Below are 18602 nucleotides of genomic sequence, written 5' to 3'. Positions count from 1 at the left end.
GAGAGTGCTCGGCTCAGGATGCATCGGAACCGGCGACCCGCCGCAGCTTCTTCATCGCGGCCAGCTCTCCCGGATAGACCTGCTTTACCCCATCACCGAGGGCGGACTCGACTGCCCGAATGTCCCGGACCAGCCGATGCATACCGACCGGCTCCACAGAAGCCGCCTGGTCCGAACCCCACATCGTCCGATCCAAAGTGATGTGTCGCTCGATCACCGAGGCGCCCAGGGCGACGGCGGCGACCGTGGTCTGCAGGCCGACCTCGTGGCCGGAGTAGCCGATCGGGACGTCCGGGTACTGCGCCATCAGGGTGTGCATCATCCGCAGGTTGAGCTGGTTGGTCGGTGCCGGATAGGTGCTGTTCGCGTGCAGCAGGATCAGGTTCTCCGTGCCGATCACGCCGACGGCGTGGTCGATCTGCTCCGGGGTGGACATGCCGGTGGACAGGATCACCGGCTTGCCGGTCTCCCTGGTGGCGCTGAGCAGTTCGTCATCGGTAAGTGAGGCGGACGCGATCTTGTAGACCGGTGAGTCGAAGCCCTTCAAGAACTCCACACTCGGAACGTCCCACGGGGAAGCGAACCAGTCGATGCCCAACTCGCGACAGTGCTCGTCGATGGCCCGGTACTCGTCCTCACCGAACTCGACGCGATGCCGGTACTCGATGTAGGTCATCAGACCCCACGGGGTCTCCCGCTCGATATCCCACTGGTCCCGCGGCGTGCAGATCTCCGGGGTCCGCTTCTGGAACTTCACCGCGTCCATGCCGGCGGCCTTGGCCTGGTGAACCAGCTGCAGCGCTGTTTCCAGGTCACCGTTGTGATTGATCCCGATCTCGCCGATCAGGTAGGCCGGGTGACCCTCACCAACCGGACGATCGCCGATCAGCCGCACCCGCGGGCTTGAAGAGTTACCGACCACCACTGAGATCCTCTCCCAGAATCCAGGCGGCTACCTCGCGGACCGCGCCGTGACCTCCGGAAGCCGCAGTTGTCCAGGCCGCTGCCTGCTTCACGGCGGGGTGAGCGTTGGCGACCGCGACGGGCCAACCAACAATCTGCAGGCATCCCAGATCGTTCAAATCATTGCCAACGTACACCACGGCCTCGGGGTCGACGTGGACCCGACGGCACCAGGCGCGCAGTTCCGACTGCTTTTCGACGGCCGAATGCACGCACTCGATCCGCAGCTTCTTGGCGCGTGCGGTCAACACATCGTTGACTTCGGTGGACAGGATCAGGATCGGCAGCCCCGCGTCCCGCAGGGCGGCGATGCCCATTCCGTCGCCACGATGGACGGCCACCTGCTCGACCCCGTCCGCAGTGATCCAGACTCGGTCATCGGTCTGGGTGCCGTCGAAATCCAGAACGACGGCCTGCACCGCACCCTTGGCCAGCACCGGACGTTCGGTCTCCAGCAGGCCGGCGATCGCCCGGGCCCGGGCCAGATCGTCCGGCTCGTCGATCTCGAGGACCCGCGCCGGGTCGGTGGGAACGGCCTGGACGTTGCCGAAGAAGCGATGCCCGGCGGCCAGGAAGCCCTCGGTCCGCATGGCGTAGGCCGCCCCGGTCTCCAGGTACTCGGCCGGACGCTCCTGGCGGCGCGGCCGGGTCCGGTGATCGTGGTTGACCCCGTAGGCCGAGTCGTCCACGCGCCAGATGAAGCCGTGGAAGGGGGCCGCGGTGAACGCCGAGTCGGCGCCGCGCTCGAGGATGGCGGCCACCACTTCGTCCACTTCGGCCGCGGTGATGAACGGGCTGGTGCACTGCACCAGCAGCAGCACCTCCGGCGCCTGATCCGGGTAGCGCACCTGAAGGACGTGCCGCAGCGCGGCCTCGCTGGATGCGGTGTCATTGGCGAGTTCGGCGGGCCGACGCACAACGATCGCTCCGGCCCGCTCGGCGACGGCGGCGATCCCCTCGTCATCGGTCGAGACCACGACCTCGTCGACCCGGCCGGCTGCCAGGCAGGCCCGGATCGCCCGGACCACCAGCGGCACCCCGGCCACCGGGGCCAGGTTCTTGCCCGGTACCCCCTTCGATCCGCCGCGGGCCGGGATCACTGCGACCACCGACGCGGAACCACCCTGCACTGTCATCCTTCTCCTAGTCGCCGAAGGGCCGGTGCGACGATCGCAGCGCCGGCACGGTAAAGCCTGCGGGCCACGGCACTGGCGAAGCGCCCCCGCCGCCGGGACCCGTCGTGCAATGGACGGGCCTGGCTGTCCAAACCATGGTCGGAGAGCATTCGTCCCAGATAGACCGGGCTCCGCCGACGCGAGAAGTACGGGCTGACCGCCGGCAACTCGGTGCTGCGCAAGGCGGCGATCCGCTCGGCCAGCGCACCGCGCTGCATGGCGACCAGCCCATGTGCGGCCGCCCATTCCCGGTCGGCCGTCGGACGCACCCCCTCGTCCAGTTCATCGAAACTGGCGTAGCAGCCCGACCCGGCGAAGAAGTGGTTGCCGAGGCCCTCGCGTACCCCGAAGTCGGTGAGGATCGCGGTCGGAATGCCGCGATGGATCGACTCGGCCGCGGCCGTGCTCGACACGGTGACCAGGACGGCGGTGCGGTCGAGAGCATCGCTCATCGAGCCGGCCACCACCTCAAAGTTGGCCGGGAGCTCACCGCCGAACTGCTGCACGAGTCGCTGGTAGGGATATGGCTCCGGGTGGGTGAGGGACTCTCCGGCCAGCCCGCGCACCTTGAGCAGGACCGGACGCTCCGGGTGCCGCCGGGCGTGCTCGATCAGGCGAGAGACCAGATAACGACGGTCCTCTTTGCGGCTGGGCACCTCCGGCTGGGCCGCGAAAGTGAGGGCGGTGCCCTCGGCGGCCGCTCCGGGAGAAGCCTCGGCCAGGAACGGCAGCGGCTCGGTGACCACCGCGGACGGATCGAAGCCGATCGCGGTCAGCAGGTCGGCGAAGCTGCGCGCGTCGGCGGGGCTGTTGGCGATCACCACATCGGCGCCGGCTCGCTGGTACAGACCTTCGACCAGCCGCTCATAGACGATGCCGACGTAGCCAGCCACCAGGATCGGCCGGGACGGCCCCGTCCAGCGCGCCGCGAAGGACTGCAGCACCGCCTGGACGGCATCTCCGCCAAGACCGAGAATCACCACGTCGCATTCGTCGGCGGCCACCACGTCCACCAGGTCACCCAGGGACACTTCGGTGACGTCAGCCGGATCAACGCCCGACTCGCGTAGTTGGCGCTCACTGGGGAGTTGCGGCCCCGGACGCAGATAGCAGCGCAACGAGCCAGGACTCAGAGAGTTCGCGGTGGCCAGCGCCCATTTCCAGCGGCTGTCGGTGTCGGCTAGCACAGCCACTCTGGGAGCGTCCAGGAGGCCAGCTTGCCGCATAGCTGGACCCTACCATGGGGGCCGGGAATGCTGAGAAGTTCCTTAACGAATGCACAGACTCCCCGGACGGCCCCCGCTGAAGGCGGCTCGCGCGGCCGATGTCTATGATTGCCTACTGGCTGTCTACGCCGTCAGGACGCGCTGCATCACCGGTCGAACTGCCGGCTGCCGACGATGCAGGTGCGTGCAGGACAACTGGGAGGAAGCTCGCGAATGACCCGAGAACTGGTGGTCGTTGCGGCCTACGACTCTCAAATGAAGTGGGCCGTCGGGCTGGCGAAACAGTTCGAGGCGGCCGGCTGGACCTGGTCAGTGCTGGTGCCCTCCGACCTGCGCCATGCCATCTCCGACGATCAGCTGAGCGCCGCCGGTGCCGCCGGCTACCAGTTGATGCCGTGGAACGAACTGCTGGTTGCCGCCCGCGAGGCCGACTGCGTGATCCTCTCGCTGCAGGGTCCGCTGGTCGAGCGATTCACCGATGACTTGGCCCTGCTGCGGCGGGATCAGCCCCGTCCGTCCGGCGAGCCCGTGGTCGTCACGGGCTGGGTCGGGATCATCATCGAGAAGATCGTCGCCGGCTACCTGGACCGAGCCCGCTCGGACGTGATCGCGGTCAACTCCGCCGACAACTTGCGGGAGTTCCTGAACGCCGGCCAGCGGCTGGAGATCCCTGCGGACAACCTGCTGCTCAGCGGGCTGCCGCTGCTGCCGATCCATCCGGCCGAGATGAAGACCGGCCCGATCCGGACGGTGCTGCTCGCCGACCAACCGACCATCCCCAGAGACAGCTGGGATCGCACCTACCTCTACCAGCGCCTGTTCGACTACGCGGCCGCTCACCCCGATCGCCGAGTGCTGCTGAAGCCGCGCCACCGGCCGGAGGAGAGCACCTTCCACCGGGCCGAACTGCACCCGGAGGCGGCCATCAAGATGCTGCCGGCCGCCCCGGTCAACTTCGAGATCACCTACGAGCCGATCACCGATCTGCTGGGCAGAGTCGATCTGCTGCTCACGGTGTCCTCGACCGCAGCTCTGGAATCGATCGGCGCCGGGGTGCGTACCGCGTTCATCGGCGACTTCGGCGTCCACGAGAAGCACGGCAACCACGTGCTGATCAACTCCGGCCTGATCGTCAGCTTCGACAAGCTGATCGCCGACCTGCTGCCGACCCCGGACCCGTCCTGGCTGGCCGACGTGTTCGTCTCGGTGGACGAGTTAGCCCCGGCCGAACGGATCCTGAAGCGGGTCACCGAGCTTCTCGACATCGATCCGTCGGAACGTCCCAGCGCCATCTGCTCCCGCGACGGCTACTTGTCCAGTCGCTTGGCCATTCACGAGGCCCGGAAGAAGATGCCGTCGGTCGCCCAGCGTCCTGCGGCCCGCGGCACCACCTATCGGCCACGGATCGACGAGCTCCGCCGACGGGCAGCACAGCTGGGAATGGCCCTTCTGCCCGGCGACGCATACCGACGGCTGCGCGCGATCGTCCGGCACTGATCCGGCCGTCGGCCCTCCGCCGGCGATCCTCGATCGGTAAGACCATTTCCTCACTCTGCCTTCCCTTGCAGCGCGCCTAGCTGCTTCACTGGAACCAGCCTGGCGCGACCGAACCCAGCCGAGATGTCCGCCGGGGTCCGCCCCGCGTGCATTCGGTTGGTCTCGTCAGGTGCCCCCGAAGAATTCCCCAAAGTCTGCAATCGACTGAGTAGAGCACCCCATGAAGAAGCCCCCCGACTTCCACTTGAAGCTCCAGTTAGCAGTGTCACTCGCCGTAGCGACGGCTGCTTTCGGGCTGCCTGTCGTGCTGAACCCGGGCACGGCCGCGGCGGCCGCACCGCAGGAGTGCAGTTCCACACCGTTCACCAGCAAGAGCGCCACCCGGTATCGAGTTCCGGCCGTGGTGCGCGTGCCCGACGGCCGGCTGTTCGTCTTCGCCGAGAAGCGCAATGACAACGCCGACAATGACGATGACGGCGACTTCGACATCGCCATGAAGACCTCCACAGATGGTGGCTGCACCTGGGGTGGCGAGAAGATTGTCGCCGACCACGGCAAGCTCCGGGTCTCGAACCCGGTTCCGGTCTACGTCCCGGCCCGCGACAAGGTGCTGCTGATCACCACGGTGAAGACCAAGGACTCCTCGGCCAGGACCGGCTACCGCAACTACATGCACCAGCAGTGGATCGACACCGACGGCGGTTCGTTCACCTCGCTGACCTCGGGACGGGTGACGGTGCCGAACTGGCGCCCCGGTCTGACCGGCCCCGGGCACGGCATCGTCCTGACCAAGGGCAGTCATGCCGGCCGGATCATCTTCGCCATGGGCTACACCGAGAACGACAAGCGCACCGCCCGCGGCGTGTACAGCGACGACAACGGTGCCACCTGGCAGATCGGCTATGACCGGGCGGCGTCGGGCAAGCAGCAGCTGATCGAGGGCAGCATCGCCGAACTACCGGACGGCCGGCTGCTCACCGCCTATCGGGACAACGGCAAGGGAGTGAGCAAGCCCGGCAGTAACCGAATGCAGGCCTACTCCACCAACGGAGGCGAGTCGATCGGATCGTTCTCGCTGATGAGCGGAGTGAAGACCGTCCCGGTGGAAGGCAGCCTGCTGCAGACCACGGGCGGCCGCGAGTTGCTGCTGTTCTCCAGCCCGTCCAACACCTCGTTCAAGATCACCTCGCGTCGCGGGATGCGGATCTTCGTCAGCACGAACAACGGTCAGAGTTGGCGCTCGGGCCTTGCCGTGGGATCGACCACGGATCCCGCCTGCTACTCCGACATGGTGCAGCTCGACGCCGGCACCATCGGCCTGGTCTACGAGAACGGCTACTCCCCGGAGAAGGCCTATTGGAACCGGATCGTGTTCCGGCAGGTGAGCGTCTCCGATCTCGAGCAGACCCTGCTGCCCTCGCTGGCCAAGAAGAAGAGCCCCAGCGTGTCGGGCACTCACAAGGTTGGCAAGACCGTCACTGCCAGCCAGGGGACGTGGTCGCCGAATGCCACTGTGACTCGGTACCAGTGGCTGCGCAACGGCAAGGAGATCAGCTCGGCGACCTCAGCCAGCTACAAGCTGAGCAAGGCGGACAAGGGCAAGAAGGTGTCGGTCAAGGTCACGGTGACCAGCCCGGGCTACCAGCCATCGACCGCCACCTCATCGGCCAAGAAGGTCAAGTAGGCCACCCGGCCGGGGCTCGGCTTTCCGCCCCCGGCCGGCCTGGCTAACCTGATCGGCATGGACAGCCCCTGGCAGCCTGAGCGCTGGCGCGTGGTGGACGGCTTCGAGTTCACCGATATCACCTACCACCGGTGCGTGGACGTGCCCGCGGTGCGGATCGCGTTCAACCGTCCCGAAGTGCGCAACGCCTTCCGTCCGCAGACCGTGGACGAGCTCCACACCGCCCTGGACCACGCCCGGCGCAGCGCCGACGTCGGCTGCGTCCTGCTCACCGGCAACGGACCCAGCCCCAAGGACGGCGGTTGGGCGTTCTGCTCCGGCGGCGACCAGCGGATCCGCGGACGTTCCGGCTACCAGTACGCCGATGGCGAGACCGCCGACACCGTGGACGCCCGGCGAGCGGCGGCCGAAGGCGGACGGCTGCACATCCTGGAGGTGCAGCGGCTGATCCGGTTCATGCCGAAGGTGGTGATCGCCCTGGTCAACGGCTGGGCGGCCGGCGGCGGACACTCCCTGCACGTGGTCTGCGACCTGACCATCGCCTCGGCCGAGCAGGCCAAGTTCAAGCAGACTGATGCCGATGTCGGCTCCTTCGACGCCGGCTTCGGCTCGGCCTACCTGGCCCGCCAGGTCGGTCAGAAGATCGCCCGGGAGATCTTCTTCCTGGGCGACACCTATGACGCGCAGCGAGCCTACGAGATGGGCACCGTGAACAAGGTCGTCCCGCACGCCCAGCTGGAGGCCGAGGGTCTGGACTGGGCGGCCAAGATCTGCGCGAAGAGCCCGACAGCGCAGCGGATGCTGAAGTTCGCCTTCAATGCCATCGACGACGGCTTGATCGGCCAGCAGGTGTTCGCCGGCGAGACCACTCGGTTGGCCTACATGACCGACGAGGCCGTGGAAGGACGCGACTCGTTCCTGGAGAAGCGTCCGGCCGACTGGTCGAACTTCCCCTACTACTACTGAGCGCGGGCGGGCCTCAACGGGCCAGCTTGAGCACCTCTTCGAGCATCGCCTTGGCCCGAGTGGTGAAGCTGTGCTCGCGGCCCACCCGGGCAGCGATCTGGACCAGTTCGGAGTCGTCGGGATAGCGGGCGTCCCCGGCTGCCGAGCAGAGCAGCTTGAGCTCCTCCACCGACCGATAGCTCTGGACGGCGCCACCGAAGATGTCGACCATTCCGGCGACCTCGTCGGTGATCACCCGGCCACCCGCCGCGACCACGTCGAACACTCGATTCGAGATGAAGCCTTCAGCGGCCATGTCGGACCAGTGATCGTTCAGGACGCGAGAGGCCTGCCGGTAGCGGACCGGCAACTCGGTGTAGTTCAGGTAGTCGCCCTTGAGGTGGACGGGGTCGACCAGGTCGGTCCAGTTGGGTCCCCACACTTCCAGCGGAACTCCGGCCGCGACCGCGTCCATCACGATCTGCCGGGGCACCCCGCCGCTCCTGGCCTGCCCCACGAACAGCACCGCATCCCGGTGCGGCTGCTGGCTGGCCGCGGGATGGAACCGCTCCGGGTCGGTGGCCTGCAGGAGCGGGAGCACCGGCCGGCCGGACAACGTCGACATCTTCGCCGCCCACGGCACCGAGGCCGCGAAGACCAGGTCGAAGCCGGCAAGCTCGTCCACTGTCACCAGCTCCGGATGGCTGATCACCCACAGCACATTGATCTTGCCCGGCATCGGGTCGACGCGACGCAAGCCGCGGATCACCACCGACACGTCGTCGTAAGCCAGCGAGTCCGGCACCGGTGAGCAGAACCGAGTCTCGACCGCCTGCTGCCCGTTCTGACGAAGGCCCTTGGCCAAGTGCGCGACGAAGTGGGTGTCTCCCCATTGATCACCGCGCGAGTCAGCGGTGGCCGGGTTCCGGATGCCCCAACGCAGCACCGGGACGTCGCCGAGCTCGGGGTGCTGATAGGACTGCTCGAAGCGACGCAGGACCAGTCGCGGCGCCGGGTTCACGAACTGGTCCACACCGACGTGGACGATCTCGAAGCCGTGGTCCTGGTACAGAGCCTCGTCGTGCGGCAACCGTCCGCGCCATCGCTGGACGAACAGGCTCCGGTTCTCGGCGATCCGCGCACCCCGGCCCGGGGTGCGACTCTCCAGGTGGATGACCTCGGAGGACGGCTCAACCGCGAAGTACCGGTCGTTGCCTTCGCCTGCGCGCAAGCACAGATCGATGTCCTCCATGCCGTTGATGAAGCTGCTGTCGAAGCCGCGCAGGGCCACGACATCGCCGGCCCGCATCAGGAGCGCGGCGGCCGTGACCGCGGAGAAGCGATGCTCGCCGACCGTCCGCCCGTCGTCCTTGGGGAACCCGCTGAGGAAGGCGGCCGGAATCTCCGAGGAGCCGGGGAACAGCGTGCCCGCGCTCTGGATCGTGAGGTCGGGATACAACAGGAGCGGCTGCACTCCCAGCACGTCGGGATCGGCGATGCGGCGCAGCAGGCCGTCCAGCCAGCCCGGACGAACCAGCGTGTCGTTGTTGAGGAAGAGGATCAGCTCACCGGTGGAACGAATGGCGCCGACATTGGAGCCGATGGCGAAGTTGAGGTTCCGCGGCAGTCGTTCCACCCGAACCCGCGGCACGGCGTCGAGTGCCACCGCCAACGCCAGTGAGATATCGGGCCGGGAGCCGTTGTCGACGACGACAACCTCGATGTCATGGTCGCCGGAGTTGGCCAGGATGCTGTCCACCGAGTTCAGCGTCATCCGAGCGTCGTTGAAGACCGGCATGACGATCGAGACGCGTCCGCTCACCCGGTTCGGCAGCTCTCGCTCGGCCTGAGCCCAGTCACACCAGGCCTTGCCGAGGACGACGAACTCCCAATGATCGCCTTCCACGGTGGTGATCCGCGGCAGCCCGTCGTCGGAGTCGTCGTAGTCACAGCCGATGAACGGCAGGTAGTGCGGCTCGGTGATCGCCGACAGCCTGATCGCCAGGTCATGGTCGACCCAGCGTCGCAGGGACGGATCGAAGCCCCCCACGCTGCGCAGAAGCTCGGTGCCGACAACGGTCACGTTCAGATCGATGTGGTTGAACATCAGCAGCGTCTCGTGGCTGACCTGGGTGCCCCGATAGCGGACCCCGGTCTCGCTGTCGGTGAGCCGGGAACCGCAGTAGGCGAACTCGAGCCCCTGTGCCGCCATCGCTTTCACCGACAGCTCCAGGAAGCGGGGACGCCAGGTGTTGTCGGTGTCGAGGAAGGCGATGTAGCGGCCTCGGGCTTCGGCCAGCCCCAGGTTGCGGGCGGCACAGACGCCGGCGTGAGCGCCGCGAAGCAGTCGGATCCGCGGGTCCGCTGCGGCCAGCGCCTCGGCCACCGTGGCGGTGCTGTCGCTGGACCCGTCATCGATGATCAGGAGCTCCCAGGAGTGCATGGTCTGCGCCTGAATGGAGTCCACGGCGGTCGCAATCACCGACTCCCGGTTCCAGGCGGGCATGATGATCGAGACCAGCGGCTCACCGCTGCTCGCCGGCAACTCGAGCTGCTCGGTCGCTGCGATCCAGCGCCGCTCACGGTCCGCATTCCACTTCTTCGCCGAGCGCGGCTGGTTGTGCTCCAGCTGACGGCGGTGCGCCGTTGCCGTCCGGATCGCCCGATCACGCAGCTCGGGCCACGCGGTCTCGGTCAGGAAGCCGAGCGTCGGGTCCGGCCGCAGCCGCGAGTCCGGGCCAAGGCCGGCCAAGAGTTGAAGGACATCGGCCAGGATCAGGGCGCGCTTGCCGGCCTTGCCCCCTTCCATGCTCGCCTCTGGAACATGTGCGGGCGGGAAGAAGCCCGGTGACCACGGATGCCACAGCCCGGGCACCGTGAGCAGCCGGAAGACCTCAGCCAGGTCACCACGCAACCAGGCCCCCAGGATCCGCGGCTCCAGGTAGCCGGGCAAGATCGCCGGGTGGAAGGTGGCCAGGTCCAGAATGCCCTTGGTCAGGAAGTGGTTGGCTGCGCCGCGCAGATCGGCCGGGGCGTCCGGCTGTTGAGCGCGGTAGAAGTCCAGGTCGAACAGGCCGCTGCTGATCAGCAGCTCGATCAGCAGCTGGTTGCCCTCGGCGCTGCGCCCCACCGAACTGAGCGCGGCCAGCCGCGCACGGGGAGCCAGGCCGCGCACCTGAAGCCTTGTCGCCAACCGTCCGAGCCGACCTGCTTGGGTAGCGCCGAACTGTCGGGAGTGGCGCTCACCAGCGCTGGGTCGTGTCACGAGGAGGTCCTGTGGGGTCAGAGCGATCTTGTCCGGTCATGCTACCGGTGCCGCCCTCCCAGATGGGTCACGCCGTGACCCCTCAGCCCCGACGGATCCTCCGACGTCGAATGGTCGATCGGCACCCGGATCCGGTCCTCCCTTGAGAAATCCCGCAGGTATGCTGCGCCCGTGACCCCGGCCTTCACCACACGTGAGCCGGGCGCGTCCAGGTTGTGGCGGGGCATCGGTTGGCAAGTCGGACTTGTTTTCGTGGTGGCGGCCCTGGTGAACCTGGTCGGCAGCTGGATCCCCTACCCCTGGCGCGACGAAGCGGCAACCTGGATCTCCACCCAGCGCAGCCTGTCCCAACTCGGATCGATGCTGACCTCGGTGGATGCGGTTCACGGGGTCTACTACCTAGGCGTCCGCGCCTGGGCCGGCCTGTTCGGCAACTCGGTGGCCAGCCTGCGCGTCCTGTCCGTACTCGGAGTCGCCACCGCTGCGGCGCTGGTCACTGTGCTGAGCCATCGGCTGATCCCCACAGTCCGTCCGTTGGTCGCCGGGCTGATCTGCGGCCTGCTGCCGGCGCTGACCTGGGCAGCAACCGAAGCCAGGTCCTACTCCTGGGTAGCGGCGACGGCCTGCGCGATCGTGCTGGCCTTCGTGGTGGCGGTCGAGCGCGGTGGATGGCGGTACTGGGCGGTCTATGCAGCAGCCCTCGGGTTCGGTGTGCTCCTGTTCGCCTACCTTGCCCTGCTCGGTGTGGCCCTGCTGTCCAGCCTGCCCTGGTGTGCGCGGACGGCCCGGCGCCCCGCCATCGTGAGCAGCGCCGCAGGAGTCATCCTGGGCAGCCCTGTCCTGGTGATGGGGGCCGGCCAGGTGGGCCAGGTCGCTTGGCTCATGAGATTCCAGCCGTCCCTGGTCGGAGTCGGTGTCGAGCCGTTCTGGGGAACCACCCTGCCCGGGCAGATCATCGGTGGCGTAGTGACCGTCGCCGTCCTCATCGCTGCGGCGCTGGCGTGGCGGGAGCCGGAGCTGCGGCGGCCGCTTGCGATCTTGCTGAGCTGGTGGGTGACACCGTCGCTGATCCTGCTGGCGGCATCGGTCGTAAAGCCGCTCTACTTCCCTCGCTACGTCATCTTGAGTGTTCCGGCATTGGCGCTGCTGCTCGCCCTGCTGGCCGGCCGTTTGCCGTCCTGGTGGTTGCGCGTCCTGCTCGCCGCGGCTCTGCTGGCCGCGATGGTCCCCGCCGGGATCGCGGTGCGGCAACCCGAGGCCAAGCGCACTTCCCAGCCGGCGATCGCGGTCCTGGAGAACAGGGCTGAGCCGGGCGATGCGGTTTACATCGTCGGCCAGGACGTGGGTGGCCTGCGCTGGGCCTTCCCCGACACCTTCAGCAAGATCAAGATCATCGGCCAGGCCAAGCGCGGGTGGCGGAACAGATCGCTGTTCCAGCCCTCGACCTGGGTCAAGGAACTGGGCCGGGAACTGCGCGGGGTCCATCGCCTGTGGCTCTTCGCGGATCGGGGGGTGCTCAGCAACTCGGTGGCCGAGTTCAAAGATCACGGGTTCACCGAAGTCGAGCAGATCCAGGCTCCCGACTCCTACCGCACAGTGCTGGTGCTGCTGCGCCGCAGCTGAGTTCAGCCCGCGACCGGTTCGGCCACCACGGCGGGCGGTTTCGGTCCCACCAGGGGCTCACGGACGTTCACCAGGAGCGCCCCAGCCAGGGCGATCGCAAACGCCAGTTTGTCGTTCAACCGCATCCCCATCGTCATGGAGAGGTAGAAGCCCACGAAGGGGATCAGCACGCTGGCTGCGACTCGCATCGAGGTGCCGAGCCTGCCCAGCGGCAGCGCCGCCGCCCACAGGATCAGGTACCACTCACGGAAGGCACCCCCAGTGACGGCCCAGATCAGGGCCGCGGCCACGAGGAACTGATAGGGGTCGTCGAGGTAGCGGATGGCCAGGTAGCCGATGAGCAGCGCTCCGGCGATCAGTGTGGCCATCCGGATCGTCTCGATGCCGAAGCCGGCCCAGTGCGTCCCGAAGAGTGCGTCGATCACGGCCTGAGCCCAGGCGACCATCCGCGCCAGCCCGAGGTTCTGATACTTGAAGGGCGCGTCGGCGGCATTCAGCCACCCCACACCGAGTCCACTGGCCACACTGAGTCCCGCGAAGGTGGCCACGGAGATCGCCACCGACGCGAGCACCCGTCCCGCACTGCGGAGGAAGCCCCGATTGAGGCCGATCGGTACGAGGGCGACCGGTACCGCGACCAGCAGCGCCGGCTGCTTGATCGCGGCGGCGATGCCCACCACGATGGCGCCGCCGACCAGACCTGCCCGGGTCCAGGCCACGGCCAGCCCGGCGAGGGCGACCCCAGCCATCAGCAAGTCCACGTGGAGTCCGCCGATACCTTGGGTGATCGTCAGCGGGTTCAGCACCGCGAGCCAGACCGCGTAGCTCGGATCGACCTTCGCGGACGCCGCCAGTCGCCGGATCGCCCACCACAGCAGGGCGATCCCGATCAGCGACAGGAGCCGAAGACCGAGAAGGCCGGAGTAGGGCTGGCCCGCCCGCGGCCAGGCGAACACCTGGAACAGCCTCAGCGCGAGGGGCGGATAGATGGCGGTCTGCCCACACCAGCCGGTGTCGACCCGCACCGGTGACTGCGGGTGACACATCCCCACCTCGTAGGGGTTCAGACCGTCGTTGAGGGACCAGCCATTCTCGAGATACGCCCGCGGGTCGTTGGAGTTGAAGCCGTCAATGAAGAGCAATGGGAGGACCCAGGCCACGAAGACCACCAGCTGATGCGGCGCGTACCGCGCTTCCCGCAGGCGGCTCCAGGCCAGCAGCAGGACGGCCAGGCCCAACATCGACAGCGAGGCGGCGATCTCCCGTCCGCCCAATGCCTGGGTGAGCCGCTGCACGAGTGCGGGCCCCGGCACCCGGTCGGCCTGGATCATCTCGGGCAATCGCCCGATCGCAATCAGGCTCGAGCCGAGCATGCCGAGCAACCCGACACGCAGAACGGCCGGCAGCCAGGGGTAGGGCTTCATTTTCCGATCCCGATTGGTGGGGCTAAGCGCCTCGGACCAGCGAGGCTAGACGAAACCATAGCTTCGCGGATCTTCCGGACGGCGACGGTCCTGCATTCTCGCGACGGCGGACGGCGTAGCCATCGGCATGCCCAACCCGTGGCGGGCGCCGATCGGCCGGACACCGCTAGGCTCGACCACAGCTGCCCCACGCATGAAAGCGAGACTGCTCCATGGATCTTCTGGTCGTCGGATCGGGACTGTTCGGCCTCACCATCGCCGAGCGTGCCGCGACCCAGCTGGGGCTCAAGGTGACGATCATCGATCGCCGCGATCATCTGGGTGGCAATGCCTACTCCCAGGTCGAGCCGGAGACCGGGATCGAGTACCACCGCTACGGCGCACACCTGTTCCACACCTCCAACGAGGTGGTCTGGGACTACGTCAACCAGTTCACCAGCTTCACCGACTACGTCCACCGGGTGTACACCACGCACCGCGGCGAGGTCTTCCCGATGCCGGTGAACCTGGGCACCATCAACCAGTTCTTCCGGTCCGCCTACGGCCCCGACCAGGCGCGGGCACTGATCGCCGAGCAGGCCGCCGAGCTGGGCGGCAAGGAGCCGACCAACTTCGTCGAGAAGGGGATCTCGCTGATCGGCCGGCCGCTGTACGAGGCCTTCTTCATGAACTACACGGCCAAGCAGTGGCAGACCGACCCGGCTGAACTCGGGCCGGAGATCATCTCCCGGCTGCCGGTCCGGTTCACCTACGACAACCGCTACTTCTCCGACAAGTACGAGGGGCTGCCCACCGACGGCTACGGACCCTGGCTGGAGCGGATGGCCGACCACCCCAACATCGAGGTGGTGCTCGGCACCGACTTCTTCGACGAGAGCCAGCCGCTGCACAAGGCGGCGACCGTCGGCCAGGTGCCGGTGATCTTCACCGGGCCGATCGATCGCTACTTCGCCGATCAGCTGGGGGCGCTGTCCTGGCGAACCCTGGACTTCGAGCTCGAGGTGGCCGCCACCCCCGATTTCCAGGGCACTCCGGTGATGAACTACTCCGACCTGGACGTCCCCTACACCCGGATTCACGAGTTCCGGCACTTCCACCCCGAGCGCGCCTACACCAGCCCCAAGACCGTGATCATGAAGGAGTACTCGCGCTTCGCCGGCCCCGGCGACGAGCCGTACTACCCGGTGAACACCGCCCAGGATCGGGAGAAGCTGCTGGGCTACCGCGACCTGACCGAGGCCGAGCCCCAGGTCCTGTTCGGCGGACGGCTGGGCACCTACCAGTACCTGGACATGCACATGGCGATCGCCTCGGCACTGAGCCGCTTCGACTCGGTGGTCCGTCCGTGGTTCGGGGCGGCGAACTGATCCCGACCAGCAGCCCGGTGGCCGCGCGGACCAGCCTGCCGATCGCGGTGGTTGACCTCTGAGGGTTTGGTTGGCCGACCACTTCGCGACCGGGAACTCCCGGTCATCGTCGCCGAGTTCGCTGACTCCATTACCCCTAGACTGACGTCGTGGCCGCAACCACCGACACAGTTCACACGATTTCGGTCGTGATCCCCGTTTATCGCGGCGAGGCGACCCTCGAGGCATTTGTCAGCGAGATTATTCAGTGGACTGACCCCTTCGTCACGCCCGCCGGCCATCACGCTCGAATCAGCGAGATCCTGCTGGTGTTCGACCATGGCCCGGACAACTCCGCCAAAGTGATCCGAGAGCTGACCAGCGCCCACCAGGTCGTCCGGCCGATCTGGTTGAGCCGCAATTTCGGCCAGCATGCGGCGACCTTGGCCGGAATGGCTTCCTCCGGCGGCGACTGGATCGTCACGCTCGACGAGGACGGCCAGTACGACCCCGCCGACATCGGCGTCTTCCTGGATACAGCTCTCGCCGAGGGCGTGCCCCTGGTCTATGCGCGTCCGACCAACTCCGCCCCGCACGGCCTGTTCCGCAACCTCGCCTCCCGCGCAGCCAAGCGCATCGTCGACGTGCTGTCCGGCAATCGCAGTGCCCGCAACTTCCACTCCTACCGGCTCATCCTCGGAGAGATCGGACGCTCGGTGGCCGCCTATGCCGGATCCGGCGTCTACCTGGACGTCGCGCTCGGCTGGGTCGCACCGGAGGCCACCACCGCGCCGACCACGCTGCGGCCCGAGAGCAGAAAGTCCGGCTACTCGCTGCGCAGCCTCGCGTCCCACTTCTGGCGGCTGGTGCTGACCAGCGGCACCCGTGGCCTGCGGATGGTCGCGGCCTGTGGCGTGATCGTGGCCGTCCTGGGCGTGGCCTACGCCATCTACCTGGCCGTCGTGCAGCTGACTACGGGACGAATCGCTGAAGGCTGGACCTCGTTGATGGTCGTCCAGTTGCTCACCGCCGGGCTGGTGCTGTCATCACTGGGCGTGATCGCCGAGTACGTGGGCGTGGCCGTGAACATGGCCATGGGACGTCCGCCCTACCTGATCGTCTCCGACCCGGCGGACGGACCGCTGGGGCGTGACCGAGCCAGGCATGAGCAGTCCGACTAGCTCGCTCGTCATCGGCGGCGGCGGGCTCCTCGGCAGCGCCGTCATCGCCGAACTGCGCAGCCGTGGCCAGTCCGTCCGCCGCGCCCGGGTCCGCTGGACCGATGAACGCGAAGCGGCCGCCGACCTGTCGGACGAACTCGCGTCCATGGCGGACGGCGGAGGCGACCTCCGGTTGTGGTGGTGCGCGGGTGCCGGCGTCACTGCCACCGGTGCCGAGCAACTCGCGGCGGAGTTCGGCGTCTTCTCCGGCTTCGTCGACCAGGTAGCCCGGCTGGCCGCACACCACCCGGCACGGGTGACGCTACTGCTGGCCTCGTCGGCCGGCGCGGTCTACGCCGGCTCCGATGAGCCGCCGTTCACCGAGCGGACCAGCCCACTGCCGCTCAGCGACTACGGCCGACAGAAGCTCAGGGCCGAGGCGGCGGCCCGGAGCCTGGTGGCGTCCGGGGTCGGCGTTGCGATCGCCCGGATCGCGAACTTGTACGGACCGGGGCAAGACCTGAACAAACCGCAGGGTCTGATCTCTCAGCTCTGCCGCTCGGCGCATCTGCGTCAGCCGCTGAACATCTACGTGTCCTTGGACACTCTGCGCGACTACGTGCACGTTGCTGATGCAGCGGCCAGATGTGTCGGTCTTCTCGACGCCGTCGCGGCCGGAGAGCCGACCTTCGTGACCAAGATCATCTGCAGCGGCCATTCCGTCTCCGTCGGCGCTCTTCTGGGCGAAGCGAATCGGATCTACCGACGCAGAGTTCCGGTCATCCTGGCTGCCTCACCGTTGGGACGGCAGCAAGCCCGAGACCTGAGGTTGCGTTCGGTGGTTCTGCCGGAACTCGATCGTGTCGCTGCGCGCCCGATCGCCGCCGGCATCGCAGAAGTGCGGCGCGCCGTGGAGACATCGGCGCTTGCCGCTCGCGGTTTCCAGGCCGGCTGAACGGACGTAACTGTGTCAGTCTGGGTCCCGTTCCCGGAGTGAGCGGGTCGAGCCCGGTTATGCTCGCAATCGGAGATCGAAACAGAGGGAGTGCTGTGCTCGAGACAGCTGTGGGCCAGGACCGAAATCGCGTGTGGAGCGTCGTCGCCATTGTTGCGTTATTCGCCGTTTTGCTGGCCCTATCCCTCGCATTCTGGGGCGGTGCCACTCCATACGTCTTCACCGACTTGGACATCTACCGGGCCTCGCTGAGGGCGGTCGCGGCGGGAACCAGCAACACCTATGCAGCGTTGCCGTACCCGCCGATCGCTTTCGTGGCGCTGTCCTTCCTGGCCTACCTGCCGCCTGTGCTGGGCGACCAGGTATGGACGGCCCTCGAAGTCGCGCTGATCGTCGTCATCTCACTGGTCCTATCGATGCGGACGCTGGAGATCCAGGGCCGGGATCGGCGCGCGGAGCGCTGGACGCTGACCGCCCTGACGGCGACTGCGGCCCTGCTTCTGCTGACCACGCTCCCCGTCGTGAGCCAGATCACCGCCGGCCAGATGTCACTGGTGGTGATGTCGCTGGCGTTCATCGACCTGTGCGGGGTGCTGCCGCGCCGATACCGAGGCGCACTGGTGGGAGTCGCCGGGGCACTCAAGGTCACCCCACTGATCTTCGTGGTCTACTACCTGGTCACCGGCCAGCGCCGCAAGGCCGCCGTGGCGACCGGCTCGTTCGCGATCGTCACCGGGATCGGCTGGGCCATCTTCCCGGCAGCTTCCTGGCAGTTCTGGACCCGGGTCGGCGGCAGTGATCAGTTCGGAGACCCAGCCAGACGCGACAACCTCTCGATCCACTCGATGCTCACCCGAATCGCCCCGGAGCTGGGCGCCCAGTCCTGGCTCTGGCTCCTCCTCGGGGCCGCGGTCATGATCTCGGCGCTGTGGCGGGCGCGGGTCCACTTTCAGCGCGGCGAGAAGATGGAGTCGTTCCTGACGGTGGGAGCCGCGGCCACCGTGGTCGCCCCGATCGCCTGGCCGCACTACTTCGTCTGGTTGCCCGTGGTCGCGGTGTGGCTGTGGTTCACCGGACGTGGCCGAGCCCGAGTGGTGGCGGCACTCATCTACCTGGCCTACTCACAGGCGACTGTCACCACGATCCTCGCCCCGCTCGCGGACGCTCACCCACGGTCGGCGAGCGTCATCGACATCCTCGTTCTCATTCCGATGGCGATCGGAATCTTCGGGCTGCCTCACCGGCCCATGCCGCTGCCGGACCCCGCCGACAGCTCGGCGCCAGCCGGCTCCGGCGAACTCGCCTTGCAGCCCTGAACTGCACCGTGAACGGCGAGCCT

Annotated in this window: 13 protein-coding genes; 8 read left to right on the top strand and 5 right to left on the bottom strand. The window is 67.6% G+C overall.

Annotated elements, in window-relative coordinates; all coding sequences use genetic code 11:
* Positions 1-13 precede the first annotated feature (13 nt).
* From ATK74_RS14570 to ATK74_RS14560, 3 genes are read right to left on the bottom strand one after another with little or no spacing between them, the layout of a single operon-like run.
* Positions 14-922, bottom strand: coding sequence for an N-acetylneuraminate synthase family protein (locus tag ATK74_RS14570; RefSeq protein ID WP_098462307.1), 909 nt, complete (start codon positions 920-922; stop codon positions 14-16).
* The gene (locus tag ATK74_RS14565) at positions 912-2099 is read right to left on the bottom strand and encodes an acylneuraminate cytidylyltransferase (protein ID WP_098461726.1); all 1188 of its coding nucleotides are present in this window, start codon (positions 2097-2099) and stop codon (positions 912-914) included. The genes ATK74_RS14570 and ATK74_RS14565 overlap by 11 nt, the downstream gene beginning before the upstream one ends.
* Positions 2096-3331 (bottom strand): DUF6716 putative glycosyltransferase, encoded by a 1236-nt coding sequence (locus ATK74_RS14560; protein ID WP_143483698.1) that lies wholly within the window; start codon positions 3329-3331, stop codon positions 2096-2098. Before ATK74_RS14560 ends, ATK74_RS14565 begins: the two co-directional genes overlap by 4 nt.
* 246 nt (positions 3332-3577) lie before the next feature.
* Between ATK74_RS14560 and ATK74_RS14555 the strand changes: the two genes are divergently transcribed.
* From ATK74_RS14555 to ATK74_RS14545, 3 genes are all read left to right on the top strand, one after another.
* Positions 3578-4861, top strand: coding sequence for a DUF6716 putative glycosyltransferase (locus tag ATK74_RS14555; protein WP_098461724.1), 1284 nt, complete (start codon positions 3578-3580; stop codon positions 4859-4861).
* Positions 4862-5081: 220 nt separating this feature from the next.
* Entirely contained in the window at positions 5082-6545 is a 1464-nt protein-coding gene (locus ATK74_RS14550; protein WP_098461723.1) for an exo-alpha-sialidase, read from the top strand.
* A 57-nt stretch (positions 6546-6602) separates the two neighbouring features.
* Positions 6603-7511, top strand: a complete 909-nt coding sequence (locus ATK74_RS14545; protein WP_098461722.1) for a 1,4-dihydroxy-2-naphthoyl-CoA synthase — start codon at positions 6603-6605, stop codon at positions 7509-7511.
* Between the two features lie 13 nt (positions 7512-7524).
* Here ATK74_RS14545 and ATK74_RS14540 read toward each other — a convergent pair whose 3' ends face one another.
* The gene (locus ATK74_RS14540) at positions 7525-10683 is read right to left on the bottom strand and encodes a glycosyltransferase (RefSeq protein ID WP_143483697.1); all 3159 of its coding nucleotides are present in this window, start codon (positions 10681-10683) and stop codon (positions 7525-7527) included.
* Between the two features lie 243 nt (positions 10684-10926).
* Here ATK74_RS14540 and ATK74_RS14535 point away from each other — a divergent pair, with 243 nt between their 5' ends.
* On the top strand, positions 10927-12378 hold the full coding sequence (locus ATK74_RS14535) for a glycosyltransferase family 39 protein (protein ID WP_143483696.1): 1452 nt from the start codon (positions 10927-10929) through the stop codon (positions 12376-12378).
* 2 nt (positions 12379-12380) lie between these two features.
* Here ATK74_RS14535 and mptB read toward each other — a convergent pair whose 3' ends face one another.
* Positions 12381-13802 carry a polyprenol phosphomannose-dependent alpha 1,6 mannosyltransferase MptB gene (gene mptB / locus ATK74_RS14530; protein ID WP_098461719.1) on the bottom strand — a complete coding sequence of 474 codons (1422 nt, stop codon included), beginning with the start codon at positions 13800-13802 and terminating at the stop codon, positions 12381-12383.
* A 212-nt stretch (positions 13803-14014) separates the two neighbouring features.
* Between mptB and glf the strand changes: the two genes are divergently transcribed.
* The 4 genes from glf (at position 14015) to ATK74_RS14510 (ending at position 18579) form a co-directional block, all read left to right on the top strand.
* Positions 14015-15169: a UDP-galactopyranose mutase gene (glf, locus tag ATK74_RS14525; RefSeq protein ID WP_098461718.1), complete on the top strand. Its 1155-nt coding sequence runs from the start codon at positions 14015-14017 to the stop codon at positions 15167-15169.
* Between the two features lie 149 nt (positions 15170-15318).
* Positions 15319-16329: a glycosyltransferase gene (locus ATK74_RS14520; protein WP_211283392.1), complete on the top strand. Its 1011-nt coding sequence runs from the start codon at positions 15319-15321 to the stop codon at positions 16327-16329.
* Entirely contained in the window at positions 16313-17263 is a 951-nt protein-coding gene (locus tag ATK74_RS14515; RefSeq protein WP_098461717.1) for an NAD-dependent epimerase/dehydratase family protein, read from the top strand. The genes ATK74_RS14520 and ATK74_RS14515 overlap by 17 nt, the downstream gene beginning before the upstream one ends.
* Before the next feature lie 170 nt (positions 17264-17433).
* Positions 17434-18579: a glycosyltransferase family 87 protein gene (locus ATK74_RS14510; protein ID WP_169923877.1), complete on the top strand. Its 1146-nt coding sequence runs from the start codon at positions 17434-17436 to the stop codon at positions 18577-18579.
* Positions 18580-18602: the final 23 nt, after the last annotated feature.

This window comes from Propionicimonas paludicola, from assembly GCF_002563675.1.
In the GTDB taxonomy this organism is placed as follows: domain Bacteria; phylum Actinomycetota; class Actinomycetes; order Propionibacteriales; family Propionibacteriaceae; genus Propionicimonas; species Propionicimonas paludicola.
Note: the sequence above shows the minus strand (reverse complement) of the source record. Positions and strands in the feature narration are given on the sequence as shown.